Origin of the sequence: Gemmatimonas sp. (assembly GCF_036405635.1) — a bacterium.
Lineage (GTDB): Bacteria > Gemmatimonadota > Gemmatimonadetes > Gemmatimonadales > Gemmatimonadaceae > Gemmatimonas.
The window spans coordinates 1-17,075 of sequence record NZ_DASWXE010000099.1 but is presented as its reverse complement, the minus strand read 5'-3'; the positions used below and the strand labels follow the sequence as shown (position 1 = coordinate 17,075).

The window sequence follows — 17,075 nt, the reverse complement described above, 5'->3', positions numbered from 1 at the left end:
CAGGTTCCACCACGCATTGTTCGCCTTGTCGCCGTCGAGGTGGTGGACGGTCAGGATCCGCCAGCCTTCACGGCTGTGGGAATGCCCGCACCGCACGCAGCACCATCCGGCCTCGTCCTTCACGGCCGTGGCGGTCGCCTTCCAATCCGGCGCGTAATCGTTCTTGGGCGTGATCGCCCATCCGCGGCCGCTCATTCCCACCCCCGCAGCCGGCCGAGGCAGGCGCCGGCGAAGGTGAGCACGAGCCAGTAAGGCGCGAGCGCATGTTCCGGATTGGTCGTGATTTCGCGACGCAACCGGGGACCAGACGCAGCCGCTTGCGCGCACTGCGTTGCTGACACATCTATAGAGCCGTGAGTGTTATGAGCGTGGGAGTTGTTGAAGTCTCTGCCTGATAAGCGTGAGGTCAGAGGTTCAACTCCTCTCAGGCCCACTGTGGTACGACATTGGGTTCCACGGTTGGTTGCAGGTTTGCGACGGCATCACTTCGGTGGTGCCGTTTCGCGTTTCTGGTCAGAACTTTCCGTTTCGTCGCCGGCTCGAACAGGAGCGCCGCATGCATCCGTACCATCATTGGCTGACGGCACCGGTCCGGTTGGAAGAGGTGGTGGTCACCGTGGCGACCAAGCCGGGGGTCTTTGCCCACGGAGCGCACGATCCGGCGGCCGATATGCTCGCGCAGTGGATCGCCGCGGCAGGGCCGCAGGCGATCGCCACTGACGGTGACCGGCCGCGCTCCGTGCATCTGCAGGCCGGCAATGGCCTCGTGGCAGCCGTTGCAGGCGCCCAGGGTTACCTGGCCATGGCCTGCGATCGTTCGGCCCCCAATGCGGCCGCTGCAGCCCGTACGCTGGCTCTGTCGTCGGGACAGCAACCTCTCGGCGATGCCGCGGAGGCTGTACAGCACGTCGGCATCCCAGGCAAACACGTCGCCGATGGCGAGGCTGCGCTGGTGACCATCCGAATCCCCACCGACCGCCTGGGCATACAGCTCGCGGTGGCCGAAGCGTTTCGCATGCTCCGCGGGGGCGGCGTATGCCTGCTGGCTGGCGGCAACGATGAGGGAGCCAAGCCCGCTGCGAAGCTGCTGCAGGCGGTATTCGGGAACGCGTCGGTCGAAGCACAGCACAGCGGCCACCGCATGGTACGCGCCGCAAAGGTCTCCGCGACGCCGGGCGACGAGGCGATCTTCTCGCTGCCGTGGCTCGACTTGTCGCATTTCCATGCGGTGCCGGTGGCCTTTGCCGGCGCCGATGACACCGTCCTCGAATTCTCGCAGTTCACGCGCCCTGGTGTCTTTTCCTGGGAGCATCTCGACGAGGCCACTTCACTGCTGGCGGACATCATGAACATCCGGCCTGGTGACCGGGTGCTCGATCTTGGCTGCGGTGCGGGCGCACTCGGCGTCGTGGCCACCGTACGCTCGGGGGTGCCCGCTGTTCTCGTGGACGCCGATGCGGATGCGGTACGCGGCGCGCAACGCACCGTCGAGGGTGCGGGATTGTCCGGCGTGCAGGTACTCGCCAGCGACGTCGGATCGGCCGTGAAGGGACAATCGTTCGACGTGGTGGTCACCAATCCGCCCTTTCATGTGGGCAAGGCAACGGATCTCACGGTGCCGCAGGCTTTCATCGACGATGCGTGGGAGGTGCTGGCCCCCGGTGGGCGTCTGTATCTCGTGGCCAATCGCACCCTGCCGTATGAACGCCTCATTCACGCGCGCTTCGGGGAAGTGCGCGTGGCGCACGACGGTCGGCGATTCAAGGTACTGGGCGCCGTACGCTCATGACCGACGGGCCTCCATTGGCGGAGCTGCGGCGGCGGTGGCCGCGGTGGGCGTCGTGGTCCAACCTCGTATTCGCGGCCGTGATGGTATGGGCCGCGCCGCGATGCTGGCCGCACGTGGAGGCCCTCGCCGGAGCCAAGGCCCGCGAGCATCGGCAACCGTCCTTCACCGTCACGACACGTACTGGTCGGGTATTGTCGGCGGACAGCCTGCGTGGCCGGGTGGTGCTGGTGAACATCTGGGCCACCTGGTGTGCTCCGTGCCGCGCGGAAATGCCCTTGCTGCAACAACTCGCTGACGCCTACGCGGCAGACAGCGTGATCGTACTGGGGCTGTCGGTGGACCGGGGACCGTCACGCGATGTCGATGCCTTCCTCGCCGATCGCGGCATCACGTATCCTGTGGCCATCGTCTCGGATGACGTAGTGCGCGCGTTTGGCGGAGTACGCGGCTATCCCACCAGCCTGGTGCTTGATCGCGACGGTGTGGTGCGCCATGCGGTGATGGGGCCCGTGGGGCCGATCACGTTGCGTCCGGCGCTGCGTCGCTTGCTGGCGGAGCCACGACACGGGACGACCGACTCGCTGCCGCGCGCAGTGACGCCACTTCCGTCGCACTGAGCAGCCGCCACGCTCCCTCCAGCAACCCATCGAGGTTCAGTGGGCCCAAGGCGATGCGCTGCAGGCTCACGACATGGTTGCCCGTGGCCGCGAACATGCGCCGCACCTGGTGGTAGCGTCCTTCCGTGATGGTCAGGTCGACCATGAGTCCTGCGTGCTGGTGCAGCACGGCGGGCAGCAGTGGTGTGTCCTCGCCTTTCAGCATCATCGTCCCGCTGGCAAACTGCGCCGCCTCATCACCGCGCAGCGGCTCGGCGAGCGTGGCGCGATAGGTTTTGCTGAGGTGTGTACGCGGTGACGTGATGCGGTGATTGAGTGCGCCGTCGTCTGTCAGCAACAACAGACCGGTGGTGTCGGCATCGAGACGCCCCACCGTGGCCATCACCGGCGTGCGCGCGAGAAAGCGCGGCGGCAGCAGTTCGTACACGATGGGTGGCCGATCATTGGTGGAGCACACAAAACCCAGTGGCTTGTGCAACACCACCACCGAGCCCTCCGGTGGGTCGAGAGGTGCGCCATCCACCAGAATATCGTCATGCGGTGGGCAATCGCCATCACGAAGAACGACACCATCGCGTGATGTGACGCGACGCTGCCGTATGAGGAGTTCCACCTCTTTGCGAGAGCCGTAGCCCAGTCGCGCGAGATAGCGGGAGAGCACCATGACGCAAAGCTATCGTGTGCAACCTTTCCGTGCGCGTGTCGTCTTGCACATGACGTCGTGACGCGCCGCCGATGCAGGATTGGAAGGCACGATGTCCTTGCCCGCATCACCATGGACTCCGGTCTTTCTGCTGCACTGAAGAATCGCGCGCGTCTGCAAATCATGCAGGATGCGGTGACCCCTCGCGCCTATCCCGCCGAGCCGTACGAGCATCTCACGCGCGCGGCCGCCCGTGCCATCGACGTGCCGATGGTCCTCGTGTCGCTGGTCAGCGAAGGCGGCCAGTATGCGCGCGGTGTGCAGGGCACCATGGGCGAGCTCGCCATGTGCGTCACGACCCCGCTGTCGCACTCGTTCTGCAAGCATGTCGTGGACTCGCGCACCGTGCTGCGCATTCCAGATGCCCGTGTGCACCCGCTGGTGTGCACCAATCCCTCGATCGACGAGTTCGGTGTGGTGGGCTACCTCGGTATCCCGCTCACGACATCCGATGGACACACGCTGGGGGCGTTGTGCGCCATCACGCACACGCCGCGGGAGTGGACGCCCTTCGAGGAAGCCATCCTCGACGACCTGGCCCGCGTGGTGGTGTGCGAGATCGAGTTGCGAGCCGAGCTGGCGCATCGCGAACGAAACGCCGAACGGCAAGTGGGTGGGCACGCGGTGGAGGGGTTGCCGGAACGATCAGCAGACATTCTCGATCATATGCTCGAAGGTGCCGCGGCTATCGATCGTGAATGGAGAGTGAGCTTCATGAATGAAGCCGGTGCGTTGGCTCTGGCGATCGATCGGGATACCGCCATCGGTCAGGACCTGTGGGCGGTGTTGCCGCGCATGGTGAACTCACCGTTCGAGGCGACGCTGCGTCAGGCGGCGTTGACGCACCAGTCGCTCGAAATGGAAGCCATGGTGCCGGAAGCGCAGCGATGGTTCATGATGCGCGTGGTGCCCGCCCGGCATGGACTGGCGGTGTATTTCGCGGACATCACCGAGCGGCGGCGCGCGCTCGAGGCGCTGGCCGTACGGGAATCCCAGCTGCACCAGGCACAGAAGATGGAGGCGGTGGGCGTGCTCGCCGGCGGCATTGCGCATGACTTCAACAACCTGCTCACGGTGATCCGCGCGAACTGCGAGATGTTGATGCAACGCGCGTCTTCGGATGGTCCGTCGGAGCCGCTGTTGGCGGAGATGCACGTGGCCACGACCCGTGCTGCGAAGCTCACGGCGCAGTTGCTGGCCTTTGGCCGCAAGCAGGTTATTCAACCCCGCGTGGTTGAACCGGGTGTGCAGATCGCGGCCATGGCGCCAATGATCGGACGCTTGATGCCGGCCAATGTCGAGATGGTGACCAGCCTGCCCCACGTGCCGCCCATCGTGATCGATCCGGGACAGCTCGAGCAGGTGATGCTCAACCTGGCGACCAATGCGCGCGATGCGATGCCCAATGGCGGCAAGGTGAGGGTGCGCACGAGCTTCGTGAATCTGGCGTCGGTGCTACGCGATCAGGGCGTGGAGATTGCGCCCGGACGTTGGGTGGTGCTGTCGGTTTGTGACGAGGGAACGGGTATTCCGGCGGAGATACTGCCCCGGATCTTCGAACCCTTCTTCACCACGAAGCCGCTCGGGAAGGGCACGGGCCTCGGCCTGTCGTCGATCTTCGGTATCGTACAGGCGGCGCATGGCCGCATTGTGGTGGAATCGCAGGAGGGCAAGGGCACGGAGTTCCGCATCTACCTGCAGGCGGCGGCCTCTGAAGCCGTTGCGGCGCCGGCGATTGTGTCGGCCGTTGCCACTACGGCATCCGTTGCAGCCACTGCGTTGGTCGCCGAGCCGTCGGCGCCGGCGGTGCCGGCGCCACGGGTGGCCGAGCGGCTGCTGGTGGTGGACGACGAACAGTCCGTGCGGTCGGTGGTGGAACGCGTGCTCGCAAGCGACGGCTACGAACTGCTGGTGGCGCGTGATGGCGGCGAGGCGCTGGAAATGTTCGAGGCGCACCTCGGGGCGATCGACCTGGTGCTCAGCGATGTGGTCATGCCACGCACCAGCGGCGTGGAGCTCGCAGGGGCGCTCCGCCGACGCGCCCCCGGTGTACCGGTCGTCCTCATGTCAGGCTACGGCGACGTGCAGGCCGTGCAGAACGAAGTGCAGCGTGGCACGGCCCTCATCAACAAGCCGTTCAATGCGAGCACTCTGCGCGAAGCCGTGCGCCGGGCACTCAGCGATCGAGGCCGTACACTACCGTCGTAACGACACGTACGCGCTTCACGACCTGGCTTTCCTCGCTGATGCCCATGGCCTGGTCGCGGGGAAGAATCTCGAAGACACCCTGGCTTGCTGTGCGGATGCCGCTCAGTGAGCTCTTGGAGTCCTTCGCAAACTGCTCGGCGCCCTCACGGGCCCGGGCGGTCGCTTCGGCAATCATGGCCGGCTTGAGGTCATTCAGCTTGGTGAAGACGAACGTCGGGCCGCCACCGCCGTATTCCTGGCCGGATGACAGCACCACGCCATTGCGCACCAGCTCCGGCACCCGCTGGCTGGCCGCCTGCACGACGTCCACATGTGTGGACCGCACGACCAGCGTCTGACGGATGACGTAGCGCGCACTGTTGCCGTATCCGCCCATGGTGCGCCCGTCCTGCACCGAAAACTCCTGCATGCTGATCTCGGTGCCGGCGGAATCGAGACCGTTCTGCTTCAGGAACGCGCGGACCTGTTCCACGTTGCGTTCGAGCGTCGTGTTGGCGCGCGCCAGGTCGTCGTCGGTGGCCACGAGGCGCAGCGGCCAGATCGCGAGATCCGCCTGCGCTTCACGTTCCGACACCCCTTTCACCGATACGGTGCGGTCGGCCGTGCGCATGCGCGCAAATCCGTTGCCGACCAGAAAACCACCAGCGAGCACGCCCAGGGCGAGAATGGCCGCGGCGATGGGGCTCCCACCGCGGGAGGAGGCGTCGGATGTCATGGAGACGGTGGCAGAGAGTGAATGGACAACGGGATTTGCATCGTGCGTGACCACGGCGCGCATGGTCGGGTATGGCTCGGCACCTGATCGCTGACGTCCCCGTCGATTGGACCGGGAATGGCGCGATGATCGATACGAAGTACTACGAATTACCCCGAGGTTCCCATGTTGTCACGTCCCTTGAAGACATTGTTGCTGGCGGCGGCTCCCTTGGCAGTGAGCGCCTGTGCGAGTAGTGGAGCGTCCACGGGTGCTACGCTGGGTAGCGGCGTGGGTGATCGCATGTTGCGGAACGCCCCATGGGTGGCGGGCAAGGCACTTCCGGCGTTGCGTGGGCCGACGGCCGTTTTTCCGATCGCCTGGCAAGCCGGTGCGACCCAACCGCAGATGTTCGAACCTGGTGCTGGGTCGGGTGAGCCGCTGCAGCAACTCGTGGCGGCCTTGCAGCAGCAACTCGATTCGCTGGCGGCCGGTTCGGTCACCACTCCACTGGTTGGCGAGCGACTGACTCCGCCCGATGTGCAGTTTGGCTGCCCCGCCATGAACCTGCAGGATTGCGATGCAGCGGACCCGAGTCAGGCCATTGGGCGGCAGGGCACCTTCCATCGCCTCGCGGTCGCGAACCCTTCACCGGCATGGCGCGCGGCACTCCGGCAGCGACTGGACAGCCTGCAGGCGACGCACGCAGTGGTGATCACCCTCGAGATTGGTCAGTACCTGCCGCGGCAGCGGGGTATCACGGGCAGCAAGTATGTCACGCTGGGCGCATCGCACGAGGCTTCGCTGCCCTGGCTCACATCCCTCGAGACGCCGGTGAGCGTGATTCAGTTGACCGGGGCCGTGCTGGACGCTGACGGCAAGGCGGTGCGCATTGCTGCCGAGGGCTTGTGGGTGAAGCGGACGCCGTTGGTGCTCAGCGCGATCGACGCACAGTCGCTGCTGCGGGACGACGATGTACGCACGTTGCTTCGCACGCCACGCAACGACTTGCCGGGGCAGCCACTGGTGTGGCAGGCCGGACTCACCTCGTTGCTGCGCAGCCTCGAATTGCGCTGACTAGCGCGACTCCATCGGCAGTCGGATTTCCACGCGACAGCCACCGGTGGGGAGGTTGCTCATACGAAACGCGTACCGGTCGCCGTACAGCATGGTGAGGCGGGAACGGGTATTGGTGAGACCGATGCCCAGACCGTCCACCGACGGGACGGCGGCCAGAAATCTGCCGCTGGTGGTCAGTAAACCATCCAGACCCTTGCCGTTGTCTTGCACTACGATCTCGATCGTGTTGCCCTGTCGTCCCACCTTCACCTCGATGCACTGATCCCGATGACCCGGTGCCAATCCGTGCTTGAGGGCGTTCTCCACCAGCGGCTGCATGAGGAAGCTGGGCACCATGTCGTCGACAATGGACGGGTCGACGGTGATGTCTGCTTCCAGGCCGGCGCCGTAGCGCACGCGGGCAATCTGCAGGTAGAGCTCCACGAGCTCGATTTCCTGCCAGACGGGAATCATCGGCTGGCCGGCGGAGCGCAGCGACAGCCGCAGCAGGTCGCTGACGCGCGTCAGCGTGCGTTGTGCCTCCCGCACGTCCATTTCCATCAGCTCGGCGACCGAGTTGAGGGCGTTGAACAGGAAGTGCGGATTGAGCTGCATACGCAGGGCTTCGAGCTGCGTGCGGGCCAGCTTCTGTTCGAGCTCGGTGGCGGCCCGATCGCGCTCCCGATAGCGTCGCACGAATTCCACCATGTAGGCGGCGCCGAGCACGGCCCAGTAGAGCACCACCTGGAAGTCGAGATGGTTGACGAGCACCACGCGCAAGGTGAACGCGTAGCTCGTGACCTGACCGACGGCGCCGAAGATGTGATCGAGCCACGCGATCACGAACACATCGATGATGCACACGAGGGCACTGGCCCCGATGTGCACCGTGAGCCAGGGCAGCAGGCGGGCCGTGTCGAGTTTCACCCGGTCGACCAGCGTCAGGATCAGTTGCGACCACAGGCTCCAGAGCAGCCAGGTGGATCCCTGCCAGACGAGGGCCGTGCCAATGCTGTACTGGGCGCCGGAGGCATCGCCAACCAGTGTCATCTGGAGCGAGGCCAGCACGGCCGGCACGATCCACACCACGGCAAAGAGGATGCGCGTCACCTGACGAAGGCGCAGGCCTTCGTCGGCAATCGTCAACGGCTGAGTCGGAGAAGCCATATAGGGAAGCAGCGAGGTCGAGTGCTGTCTGGCAAGCGGGGTGGGGACGAGGGGGAGCGGCAGGCGAGGACGCTCCCGGCACTGGAACCCGCACCGATGGGGCAACGTAGTACGAGACGGGGAGGTCTCTGGCGAGCGCATTCGGCGCCGGCCCGGACGACTGGACCTCTCCCTGAAACCATGAGCATTTCGGCGCGGCGGCCCGGTCAGGCATCACCGGCGCATCGGACCTCCCAGCGCATTTCCGTGATGATGCCGACCAGTCTACCGGAGGGGAGAAGGTGAGCGTTCGAGTCCTGATCGTCGATGACGAGGCGTTGGCCCGTCAACGTGTGCGGCGCCTGCTGCAGAACGAAGCGGATGTGGAGATCGTGGGCGAGGCCGAGAGTGGTCACGAGGCCGTGGGGCTGATTCGCGAGCTGCAGCCCGACCTGGTGTGCCTCGACGTACAGATGCCGGGCCTCGATGGTTTCGGCGTGCTGCGCGAACTGGAAGGCGGCCACGTACCGATGGTTCTGTTCATCACGGCCTACGACGAACACGCCCAGCGTGCCTTCGATGTGCACGCTGTGGACTACGTCCTCAAGCCGGTGGACGCGGATCGTTTCCGGTCGGCTTTCGACAAGGCGCGCCGTCAGCGCGCGCATGCCGTGGCGGCCGAGCGGTTGGGCGAGCTACTCGAAACGGTGCGGCGCCTCGCCGACGGTAACGGCGACAACCAGGCATCCCTGCTTGGGAGTTCGCTCGGCGGTGCACTGGGGCTCGGCGGTTCGGGCAATGGCGGCACGGCACTGGCGCCGGCCCCGACGGCCGGGGTCACAGGTGCTTCCTCGGGCGGGGCGGGGCGTTACGCCAGCCGCATTCTGGTGAAGCAGGACGGTCGCATGTTCTTCGTGAAGACCACCGAAATCGACTGGATCGAGGCCGACCGCAACTACGTGCGATTGCACGTGGGTAAGCAGGCGCACACCATCCGCGAGCGCATCAGTCATCTCGAGGAAACGCTCGACCCGCGTCTGTTCGCCCGCATTCATCGCTCGACGATCGTGAACCTGAATCGCGTGCGCGAGATGCAACAGTGGTTCTCGGGCGACTACGTGGTCATCCTCGAAGACGGCACGCGCCTGCGCCTCAGCCGTCACTACCGCGATCGCGTGGAGAAGCAGGTCGGCGTCTGAGTTTGCGCCGCCAATGAACCTCTGTCGCCATGAGGGTATGATTGCTCATGGCGGCAAGCTGGCAGTCCTTCTGGATTGAACGTCTCGTGCGGGCGCGCATGCGTCCGCACGCTCTGCGTCCGATCGATCCGCAGTGGGTGCGCACCAACATGGGCCGCCCACGTGTGGCCCGGCGTCTCATGGCACGGGCCACCGGCGCGCGTTTCGCGCTGCTGCCTCCGCAGGGCAGCTGGGTGGGCGGGGAACGCCTCCAGAGCACGATGTTCTCTGCCGCGGTGAGTCCGACCGTGCTGTACTTGCACGGCGGCGGGTACATCGGTTGCTCGCCCGAGACTCATCGGTCGCTGGCCGGCGCTCTGGCGCAGCGGATCGGCGGCGAGGTGTATGTGCCCGCCTATCGGTTGGCCCCGGAGCACCGCTTCCCCGACGCCCTCGACGATGCGCTTGGCGCTTATCGTCATGTTCTCGATCTCGGTGTGGCTCCCGATCAAATGGTGGTGGCTGGCGATTCGGCGGGAGGCGGGCTGGCACTCTCGATGTTGCTGGCGGCGCGGGATCGCGGCTGGCCGCTGCCTGCCGCGGTCGTGACCTACTCTCCTTGGACCGACCTCGCCGCCACGGGGGCTTCGCTCGAGGAGAACAGTGATCGCTGCGCGATGTTCGCGGCCATCACGATCCGCCGGGCGGCGGCGTTCTACGTGGGAGACGCGGACCCGCGTTCCCCCTACGTGTCCCCGCTATACGGCGACTTTCGGGGCTTCCCTCCCATGCTGGTGCACGCCAGTACCGACGAAGTCCTGCGCGACGATTCGGTGCGTCTGGTGGAGCGGGCGAGGGCCGCTGGTGTGCCAGTGGAGCTGCGAATGTGGCCGCGTGTGCCGCACGTCTGGCAGTTCTTTTCGGCGGTGTTGCCCGAAGCCCGGGAATCGCTCGCGGATACGCAGCGGTTTGTGCTCGATCACCTGGCCGCACGCAGCGCGCGAGTCGACGTGCCCAGCACGCCACGACCGCGATAAGTGATGCACGGCAGGGGATTTGCGATGCGCGTCACTGCCACAACTGAACGTGGGCGGCCCGGCCTGTGACGATCCGTGACGCTCGTTTTCTCGGCGCGTCTTGCCGGCAGAATCATGAGCGACTCCGACATTTTCCCCGCCTACCAGCCACCCGACTGGACCCCACTGCAGCGTGCGCTCGCCGCAGTGTTCGGCACCGCCGCATCCGAAGCCGCCGCGGCCTTCTGGTTTGTCGGATTCGTGGAAGGACCCGTGGATGTTGGCGAGTTGCGTGTCTACGAACACAGCACCACGCGCCGGCAGTTGGCGCTCGACCGCGATGGCAGCGCCTATCGCTGGCTCAACGAGGTCGGGGGCTATGTGCGGGTGGACGAAGAGTCGGCACTGATCGAAGCGCTGCTCTGAGGGATCACCTGGGGGGTGCAGGGCCGGCCCGCACCCGCCGATACTGTTGAGCATGTCCTCCAACCTGAACGGCATCAACGGCCTTCGGGGTACCCCCATTACACCGGCCACGTCTTCGCGGCCGGTAGGTGGAGCGCGCGCGGTGGTGCGGGTCACGCCGACCGCTCCGGCCGAGGGCATTGCCAATGAGGGACCGCTTTCGCGAAGCGGTCTGCCGCTCGAAGCCCTGTTTGGCACTGAGGATCTGCTCGAGACGCGCGAGGCAGTCCCCCGGGGAGCGACGGCAATGGGCCTGGCTCAGGCCCGTACCGCCCTGTTGCGGCAGTTGCCCGGCGACGCCCTCGCCGCGCTCGATGATGTCTGGACCGGCGCCCAGCGTAGTGAAGAGGGCTGGTACCTGCGCGGTGGTGCCCTCACGGTTCTGGGATTGCCTGGCGAGGGCGAGCGTGTGGCCGGGGAGGGACTCGATCTGCGCCCCACATCGGTCGCCCTGCGCTACCTGCAATCGGTGGCCCGCTCCATGTCAGGCGACTGGTCAGGGGCCCGCGTGGCCTTGGCGGGTGCGCTCGACGCGTCACCACACGATCCGGTACTTCGGTTGCAGCTGGCGGTGGTGTTGGCCCGTCAGGGGCACCTCAACGATGCCAGTGAACTGATCGCTGCTGTGCAGCAGCAGTTTGCCGATCATCCCGCCGTGGGCTGGGCACGGGCGATCCTGCGCTCGCTGTCGGCCGATCGCGCACGCAGCGAATCGCGGGAGGCCATGGGCACCGACGATGAATTTGCGCCGGTCGTGCATTTCATCGACCTGCCCGATGAGCCGTCGCAGCCCGATACCGAACCGGCCGGCGAAGCGCTTCCGCTCGACGATACCCTGCGGTGGTCTCCCACCGACGGCGGTGATCTCGTGGAACATGCGTTCGCGTCACTCGGCGCGCGCATGATGCGTCGTGCCGATGGTATGCCCACGGCGGACATGCGTGTGTTGATGCGCGCGCTGTCCGCCGGCGGCACGCTGATGGGCAGTTGCACACCGGAGCAGGCCCATGCGGCGCGCACACTCATCGGGCAATTGCTCGACGCCACGCGGCAACTCGAAGCCAGTACGGTGGTGCGCCCAACGCCGTCCGTCGGGCTGGCGGCGCTACTCGGTGCGCTCCGGCGCAACGATCCGGCCGAGGCACTGCGGCTGTGGCAGCGATCGAGCATCGTGGTGCCACCGGGCGCGCGCCGGCTCATGCAGGCACTGCTCGATGGCGCACGAGGCGGTCCCGAATCGAATGAGGCTTCCACACCGCGCAGTGGTCGTACCGATGCCGGCATTGACTGGACCGTGTCGTCATCCGCCATCGTGCGCGGAGAGCGGGATGGTAGTGCGTTGCTACCTGTCCGCTTTGGGCTGTCGCTGCTGACCGATGTGCCGGAACAGCTGCGCCTCGAGCAGACCGAACTGCCCGGCATGCTCAATGCCGCTGCGATGAGCGTGGCGCGCACGCCGGGTGCGGGTCTCGAGGGCATTCGTGATGGGCGCAGTGCCACGCCTGGTTCGGGAGCGGCGGGCATTGGCGAGGTGCAGGGCGAAGCGACAGGAATTGGCTGGGGCGGCGCACGCGCAGCGGATCTGGTGCATGCCCAGCACCGTCGCGATGCAGAAGGCGCGGGTGCCCGCATCGTCGCGGTGCTGTGTGTCGCGCTGGCAGTGGGGGCCAGCGTCCTCGGCTTCAACGCGGTCGCCATCGCGCTGGCGGTGGGTGCCGTCTGGCTGGGCGTTCGGCGTAGCCCCGGGAGCCGTTTTCCCGCGAACGACCGGACGTAACCGCCTGTAACACGCGGCCCGGGCAGGGCATTCGCGATTAGATTGGGAGCACAGACGCCCGATCCTGATACCGAATCCCATCATGACCCAGTCTTCTGCCGCGCCGGTCTCGGCGTTTCTTCGTCATCACTACCGCCACTTCAATGCTGCGGCATTGATCGATGCGAGTGATGCATATGTCCGCCACCTCGACCAGGGTGGCAAGATGATGGTGACACTTGCCGGTGCGATGAGCACCGCGGAGCTTGGCCTGTCCCTCGCGGAAATGATCCGTCAGGACAAGGTGCACGCCATCACCTGCACGGGTGCGAATCTCGAGGAAGACATCTACAACCTCGTGGCGCACGATCACTACGAGCGCGTGCCCAATTACCGCGACCTGACGCCGCAGCAGGAGCAGGAGCTGCTCGAGCGTCACTTCAATCGCGTGACGGACACCTGCATCCCGGAAGCGGAAGCCATCCGCCGCATCGAGAAGGCTATTCTCGACGAGTGGACGGCTGCCGACCAGAAGGGCGAACGGTATTTCCCGCACGAGTTCATGTATCGCATCCTGCTGAGCGGGAAGCTCGAGCAGTACTACCAGATCGATCCGAAGAACTCGTGGATGCTCGCCGCAGCGCAGAAGAACCTGCCCATCATCGTGCCGGGCTGGGAAGACTCGACGACCGGCAACATCTTCGCGTCGCATGTGATCGACGGCAACATCAAGAACGTGCACACGGTGCGCAGCGGCATCGAGTACATGATGTACCTCGCCGAGCACTACACCGAAGTCACCAGGACGTCGTCGCTGGGCTTCTTCCAGATCGGCGGTGGTATTGCCGGTGACTTCCCGATCTGCGTGGTGCCGATGCTGCATCAGGATCTGCAGCGCACGGAAGTGCCACTGTGGGGCTACTTCTGCCAGATCAGCGATTCGACCACGTCGTACGGCTCGTACTCTGGTGCCGTGCCGAACGAGAAGATCACGTGGGGCAAGCTGGGCATCGACACGCCGAAGTTCATCATCGAGAGCGACGCGAGCATCGTGGCACCGCTGGTGTTTGCGATGGTGCTCGGCTGGTAACGTGCAGATCGGCTACTGCAGTGCCGTTGAGTCTTCAACTTCGACCTTCGGCACTCGCAGTCGCTGGCCCACACGAATGCCGTCCTGCGAAAGCTGATTGAGCTGCCGCAGCACGTCCGGCGATGTGCGGTAGCGCCGTGCGAGACCGGTAAGGGTTTCGCCGCGCCGCACAATGTGAAAGACGTATTGCGCCGCAACGGGCGCTGGCGCACGTAAGGTCGCGTCGAGCTGCTCGATCTCGCGGGAGACCACGCCGCGAGCCTTGGCGCTGGCCACGGCCACGCGCTGAGCATCGGTCCAGTTGCGGTCGTCCACGATGAAATCCACCTGCACCGCAGGGGTACGCAGCACCAGGCCACGTCCCCGGCCACGCCAGATGGTGCGTGGATCGAGTGTGAACGCGGCGTCGTACGGATAGCTCTCCACCAGCAGCTCGAGCGGCCCGTCATCGCGTGGGCGGAGCAACGGCGTGGGAGGGGCGCCCACGTACAGCAGCCGGCGATCGGTGGCCACCACCACACCAAAAGATTCGCGCCACATGTCGGTCCAGCGGCGCTGCGAGGCAAACGTTTGGGCAACGATCTGCTCACCCGGCGCCACCTGAGCCCCGATCTCACGCAACGCCGCGTCTCGCGCTGTCCGGCGGGCGCCCACCGGAGGGATCACGGCGGCAGCGGCCACCACACCCGCCGTCGCGAACACCGCCGTGGTGCTGGTCAGGGCCAGCAGGACTCGCACCCAGACGCTGCGCTGCCGGCGTGGGGCCGGTGCGGAGGCGCCTGCGCGCAACCAGCCGCGCGACGGGGACGAGAGAGGGGGCTGCGCGTTCATCGTCTGTGAAAGATAGCTGCACCCCGCCGGCGCGACGTGATATTGATCATGGTCATGACCGTCACCGAACACCCCCGGACAACCGACACGTCCGTCCACCGGCGCGCGCTGCAGGCCATTGTGCTTGGCACGGTGGGCATCGCGCTCGCCTATGCGTCGGCCTTCCTGCCGCCGCCGATGGCCCGCTGGGGGCCGTACGTCATGGCCGTCGCCATGCCGCTCAACATGATCGCCACGATGGTGCTCGGCGCCGCTCGTGCAGGGCGATCACTGGGGCGTCTGAAATGGCCAATGGGAGCGGTGTTCGTGCTGGTAGCGGGCGCTTTCCTGCTGGCTTTGGGTATGCCCGCCGATGTAGCTGACGGTGCGCTATGGCTTGGGCTTCCGCCACGCGCGGCGGTGATCGTGTATGGCGTGGGACTGTTGCCGCTGTTCGTACTGCCACTGGCGTATGCGTTCACGTTCGATGCCTTCACGTTGTCTGACGCCGATGTGGAGCGCGTTCGCGCGGCCCGTCTGTCGCCGACGGCGCGGCCGGCGGATACACAATGAGCCGCGTCGTCTCCGTGTTGGCGTTGCAGCAGGCGGCCAACATCCCCACCGATGCGCGTCCGACCATCGCGGCCGTAGGCCTGGCCTACTTCGTGATTGTGGCGATCATCGGGGTATGGGCCACACGACGCACGAAATCCGCCGCTGACTTCTTCGTGGCCGGCAAGGGCATCGGCATGATCACGCTCGCCATCTCGGCCATGGCGGCCACGTTGTCCGGCTTTGCCTTCATCGGCGGGCCGGGGCTGGTGTACACGCTGGGACTTGGCGCGGTGTTCATCATCCTGTCGGCGTCACTCACGAACACGATGGGTGCGTGGGTGCTGGCCAAACGATTGCGCTTGTTGGCCGAGGTGCGGGAGATGATCACCATCCCTGATGCGATTGGCGCGCGCTATCAGTCTCCCGCGGCGCAGGGGCTCTCAGCGGTGGCGATCATCCTGGCCGTGGTGAGCTACATGGCCACCAACATCCTCGCGCTCGGGCTGGTGGTGGATGCCACGTTTCATGTAGGCATGAGCAACGCCATCTGGCTTGGCACGCTGGTGGTACTCGCGTACTCGGTATCGGGGGGCATCCTCGCGGGCATCTACAACGATGTCTTTCAAGGCGCTCTCATGGCGGGCGCCTCGACGCTGGTCTTCTGGCTGGCGCTCGACAGTGCGGGCGGCATGTCGGCGATATCACGCACGCTGATGGCCCACGATCCCGCGTTGCTGGTCCCATGGGGAAAGTTGTCGCCGCTGGCCGCGCTGTCGTTCTTTTTCGTGTTCGGATTGGGAGCAATTGGGCAGCCGCATGTGGCGCACAAGTATTTCATGCTGCGCGATCCCCGGAAGCTCAAATGGTATCCGGTGATGATGACGATCGCGTTGACGCTCACACTGCTGCTGTTTGTGGGTGTGGGGCTCGCGATGAAGGCGCTGGTACTGCAAGGAAAGGCGGCGCCGCTTGTGCGTCCGGATGACGCGATGCCGGCGTTTCTGCTGCAGTTCACGCCGGTGCCGCTTGCCGCGCTGGTGTTCGCGGCCGTCGCGGCCGCCATCATGAGTACGGTGAACTCCTTCATGAGCATTGGCGCCGCGGCCTTCACGCACGACTTGCCGATCGCCTTGGGTTGGCGGGTTCGGGATGAGCTGCGTTGGGGCCGAATATGGACCGTGGTGCTCACCGTGGTCTCGGCGGCAGTGGCGCAGTGGTCGGGGGCGGTCGTTGCGTTCCTGGGCATTTTCGGATGGGGACTGTTCGCGTCCACGCTCGTGCCGGCGCTGGCCATTGGTCTCAACTGGAAAGGGGCCACCCGCGCGGGCGCGCTGTGTTCGATCGCCACGGGTATGCTGGTGACCCTGGGACTGGAGACGCTGGCGTATGCAAAGGTGTTCACCTTCCCATCCGGTGTGACGGCCACGGCCATCGCGCTGGTGTCGTCGCTGCTCGTGTTCTTTGCGGCATCCTGGATCACCCGCCACAGTGCGGCCTTCACGCTCGCACCGGATGTACGCGCCGTGATGGAGGCCTGAGGGGCGGTCGACCGCGTCCCCAAGGCGTGACCCCCGCTGGCGCCATGCCCGCACCGTGGCGAGGATTGGGGCATGTCTCGTCAGGTCCGCCGATGAGCCCATCCCGTCGTTCGTCGAGCCGCCGTGCGGAGGACGACGCCCAGGTGCTGGCTCCCACACAACTGGATCTCTTCCCGGTGACGCCCGTGGTGGACGTGCTCGATGCACGGACCGTCGTGGGGCCACGCACGGGGGTCGAGCATCTCGTGCGCGTGCGGCTGCGCCCCAATGACGCGCCCCACCTGATCTTTCACGATCGCCACGGCTGGTATTGCGAAGCGCATGGTCCGGGATGCCGGGCGGTCGCGCTGGCGCAGCATGAAGTGCGCTGATCGTGTCCTCCTGCCTTTCGTGGTGTGACTGACTCCTCGCCTCTCTGGACACCGGGCGCCGACGACATCGCGTCGACGCG

The 17,075-nt window shown here is 66.0% G+C and carries 16 protein-coding genes and 1 pseudogene; 12 read left to right on the top strand and 5 right to left on the bottom strand.

Annotated elements, in window-relative coordinates; translation table 11 throughout:
* Positions 1 to 195 (bottom strand): annotated as a pseudogene (locus VGE27_RS08635) (hypothetical protein); the annotation flags it as partial.
* 361 nt (positions 196 to 556) lie between these two features.
* Between VGE27_RS08635 and VGE27_RS08630 the strand changes: the two are divergent.
* Positions 557 to 1,789: a methyltransferase gene (locus VGE27_RS08630; RefSeq protein ID WP_331049249.1), complete on the top strand. Its 1,233-nt coding sequence runs from the start codon at positions 557 to 559 to the stop codon at positions 1,787 to 1,789.
* Positions 1,786 to 2,406 carry a TlpA disulfide reductase family protein gene (locus VGE27_RS08625; RefSeq protein ID WP_331049248.1) on the top strand — a complete coding sequence of 207 codons (621 nt, stop codon included), beginning with the start codon at positions 1,786 to 1,788 and terminating at the stop codon, positions 2,404 to 2,406. Before VGE27_RS08630 ends, VGE27_RS08625 begins: the two co-directional genes overlap by 4 nt.
* On the opposite strand, the gene VGE27_RS08620 is transcribed toward VGE27_RS08625, so the two are convergent.
* On the bottom strand, positions 2,309 to 3,070 hold the full coding sequence (locus tag VGE27_RS08620) for a pseudouridine synthase (protein WP_331049247.1): 762 nt from the start codon (positions 3,068 to 3,070) through the stop codon (positions 2,309 to 2,311). The genes VGE27_RS08625 and VGE27_RS08620 overlap by 98 nt on opposite strands.
* Positions 3,071 to 3,181: 111 nt before the next feature.
* Here VGE27_RS08620 and VGE27_RS08615 point away from each other — a divergent pair, with 111 nt between their 5' ends.
* Positions 3,182 to 5,317, top strand: a complete 2,136-nt coding sequence (locus VGE27_RS08615; RefSeq protein WP_331049246.1) for a GAF domain-containing hybrid sensor histidine kinase/response regulator — start codon at positions 3,182 to 3,184, stop codon at positions 5,315 to 5,317.
* Here VGE27_RS08615 and VGE27_RS08610 read toward each other — a convergent pair.
* A complete protein-coding gene (locus VGE27_RS08610; RefSeq protein WP_331049245.1) occupies positions 5,286 to 6,032 on the bottom strand; it encodes an SIMPL domain-containing protein in 747 nt (248 codons plus the stop codon). The two genes, VGE27_RS08615 and VGE27_RS08610, sit on opposite strands and share 32 nt — an antisense overlap.
* 165 nt (positions 6,033 to 6,197) lie before the next feature.
* On the opposite strand from VGE27_RS08610, the gene VGE27_RS08605 reads away from it, so the two are divergent.
* Positions 6,198 to 7,088 carry a hypothetical protein gene (locus VGE27_RS08605; protein WP_331049244.1) on the top strand — a complete coding sequence of 297 codons (891 nt, stop codon included), beginning with the start codon at positions 6,198 to 6,200 and terminating at the stop codon, positions 7,086 to 7,088.
* On the opposite strand, the gene VGE27_RS08600 is transcribed toward VGE27_RS08605, so the two are convergent.
* Entirely contained in the window at positions 7,089 to 8,237 is a 1,149-nt protein-coding gene (locus VGE27_RS08600; protein ID WP_331049243.1) for a sensor histidine kinase, read from the bottom strand.
* A gap of 281 nt (positions 8,238 to 8,518) precedes the next feature.
* Here VGE27_RS08600 and VGE27_RS08595 point away from each other — a divergent pair, with 281 nt between their 5' ends.
* The 5 genes from VGE27_RS08595 to VGE27_RS08575 all read left to right on the top strand — a co-directional run bounded on the left by VGE27_RS08595 (position 8,519) and on the right by VGE27_RS08575 (position 13,721).
* Complete coding sequence (locus VGE27_RS08595) at positions 8,519 to 9,415, top strand: LytTR family DNA-binding domain-containing protein (protein WP_331049242.1); 897 nt, start codon at positions 8,519 to 8,521, stop codon at positions 9,413 to 9,415.
* Between the two features lie 47 nt (positions 9,416 to 9,462).
* Positions 9,463 to 10,431, top strand: coding sequence for an alpha/beta hydrolase (locus tag VGE27_RS08590; protein ID WP_331049241.1), 969 nt, complete (start codon positions 9,463 to 9,465; stop codon positions 10,429 to 10,431).
* Positions 10,432 to 10,545: 114 nt separating this feature from the next.
* Complete coding sequence (locus VGE27_RS08585) at positions 10,546 to 10,836, top strand: hypothetical protein (protein WP_331049240.1); 291 nt, start codon at positions 10,546 to 10,548, stop codon at positions 10,834 to 10,836.
* A gap of 52 nt (positions 10,837 to 10,888) precedes the next feature.
* Positions 10,889 to 12,652, top strand: a complete 1,764-nt coding sequence (locus tag VGE27_RS08580; RefSeq protein WP_331049239.1) for a tetratricopeptide repeat protein — start codon at positions 10,889 to 10,891, stop codon at positions 12,650 to 12,652.
* A gap of 82 nt (positions 12,653 to 12,734) precedes the next feature.
* Positions 12,735 to 13,721, top strand: coding sequence for a deoxyhypusine synthase family protein (locus VGE27_RS08575; protein ID WP_331049238.1), 987 nt, complete (start codon positions 12,735 to 12,737; stop codon positions 13,719 to 13,721).
* Between the two features lie 12 nt (positions 13,722 to 13,733).
* Here the strand turns inward: VGE27_RS08575 and VGE27_RS08570 are convergent, their stop codons facing one another.
* Complete coding sequence (locus VGE27_RS08570) at positions 13,734 to 14,552, bottom strand: LysM peptidoglycan-binding domain-containing protein (protein WP_331049237.1); 819 nt, start codon at positions 14,550 to 14,552, stop codon at positions 13,734 to 13,736.
* A 48-nt stretch (positions 14,553 to 14,600) separates the two neighbouring features.
* Between VGE27_RS08570 and VGE27_RS08565 the strand changes: the two genes are divergently transcribed.
* The 3 genes from VGE27_RS08565 to VGE27_RS08555 all read left to right on the top strand — a co-directional run bounded on the left by VGE27_RS08565 (position 14,601) and on the right by VGE27_RS08555 (position 16,995).
* Positions 14,601 to 15,104 carry a hypothetical protein gene (locus VGE27_RS08565; RefSeq protein ID WP_331049236.1) on the top strand — a complete coding sequence of 168 codons (504 nt, stop codon included), beginning with the start codon at positions 14,601 to 14,603 and terminating at the stop codon, positions 15,102 to 15,104.
* The gene (locus VGE27_RS08560) at positions 15,101 to 16,624 is read left to right on the top strand and encodes a sodium:solute symporter family transporter (RefSeq protein ID WP_331049235.1); all 1,524 of its coding nucleotides are present in this window, start codon (positions 15,101 to 15,103) and stop codon (positions 16,622 to 16,624) included. The genes VGE27_RS08565 and VGE27_RS08560 overlap by 4 nt, the downstream gene beginning before the upstream one ends.
* A 92-nt stretch (positions 16,625 to 16,716) precedes the next feature.
* Positions 16,717 to 16,995 carry a hypothetical protein gene (locus VGE27_RS08555; protein WP_331049234.1) on the top strand — a complete coding sequence of 93 codons (279 nt, stop codon included), beginning with the start codon at positions 16,717 to 16,719 and terminating at the stop codon, positions 16,993 to 16,995.
* Positions 16,996 to 17,075: the final 80 nt, after the last annotated feature.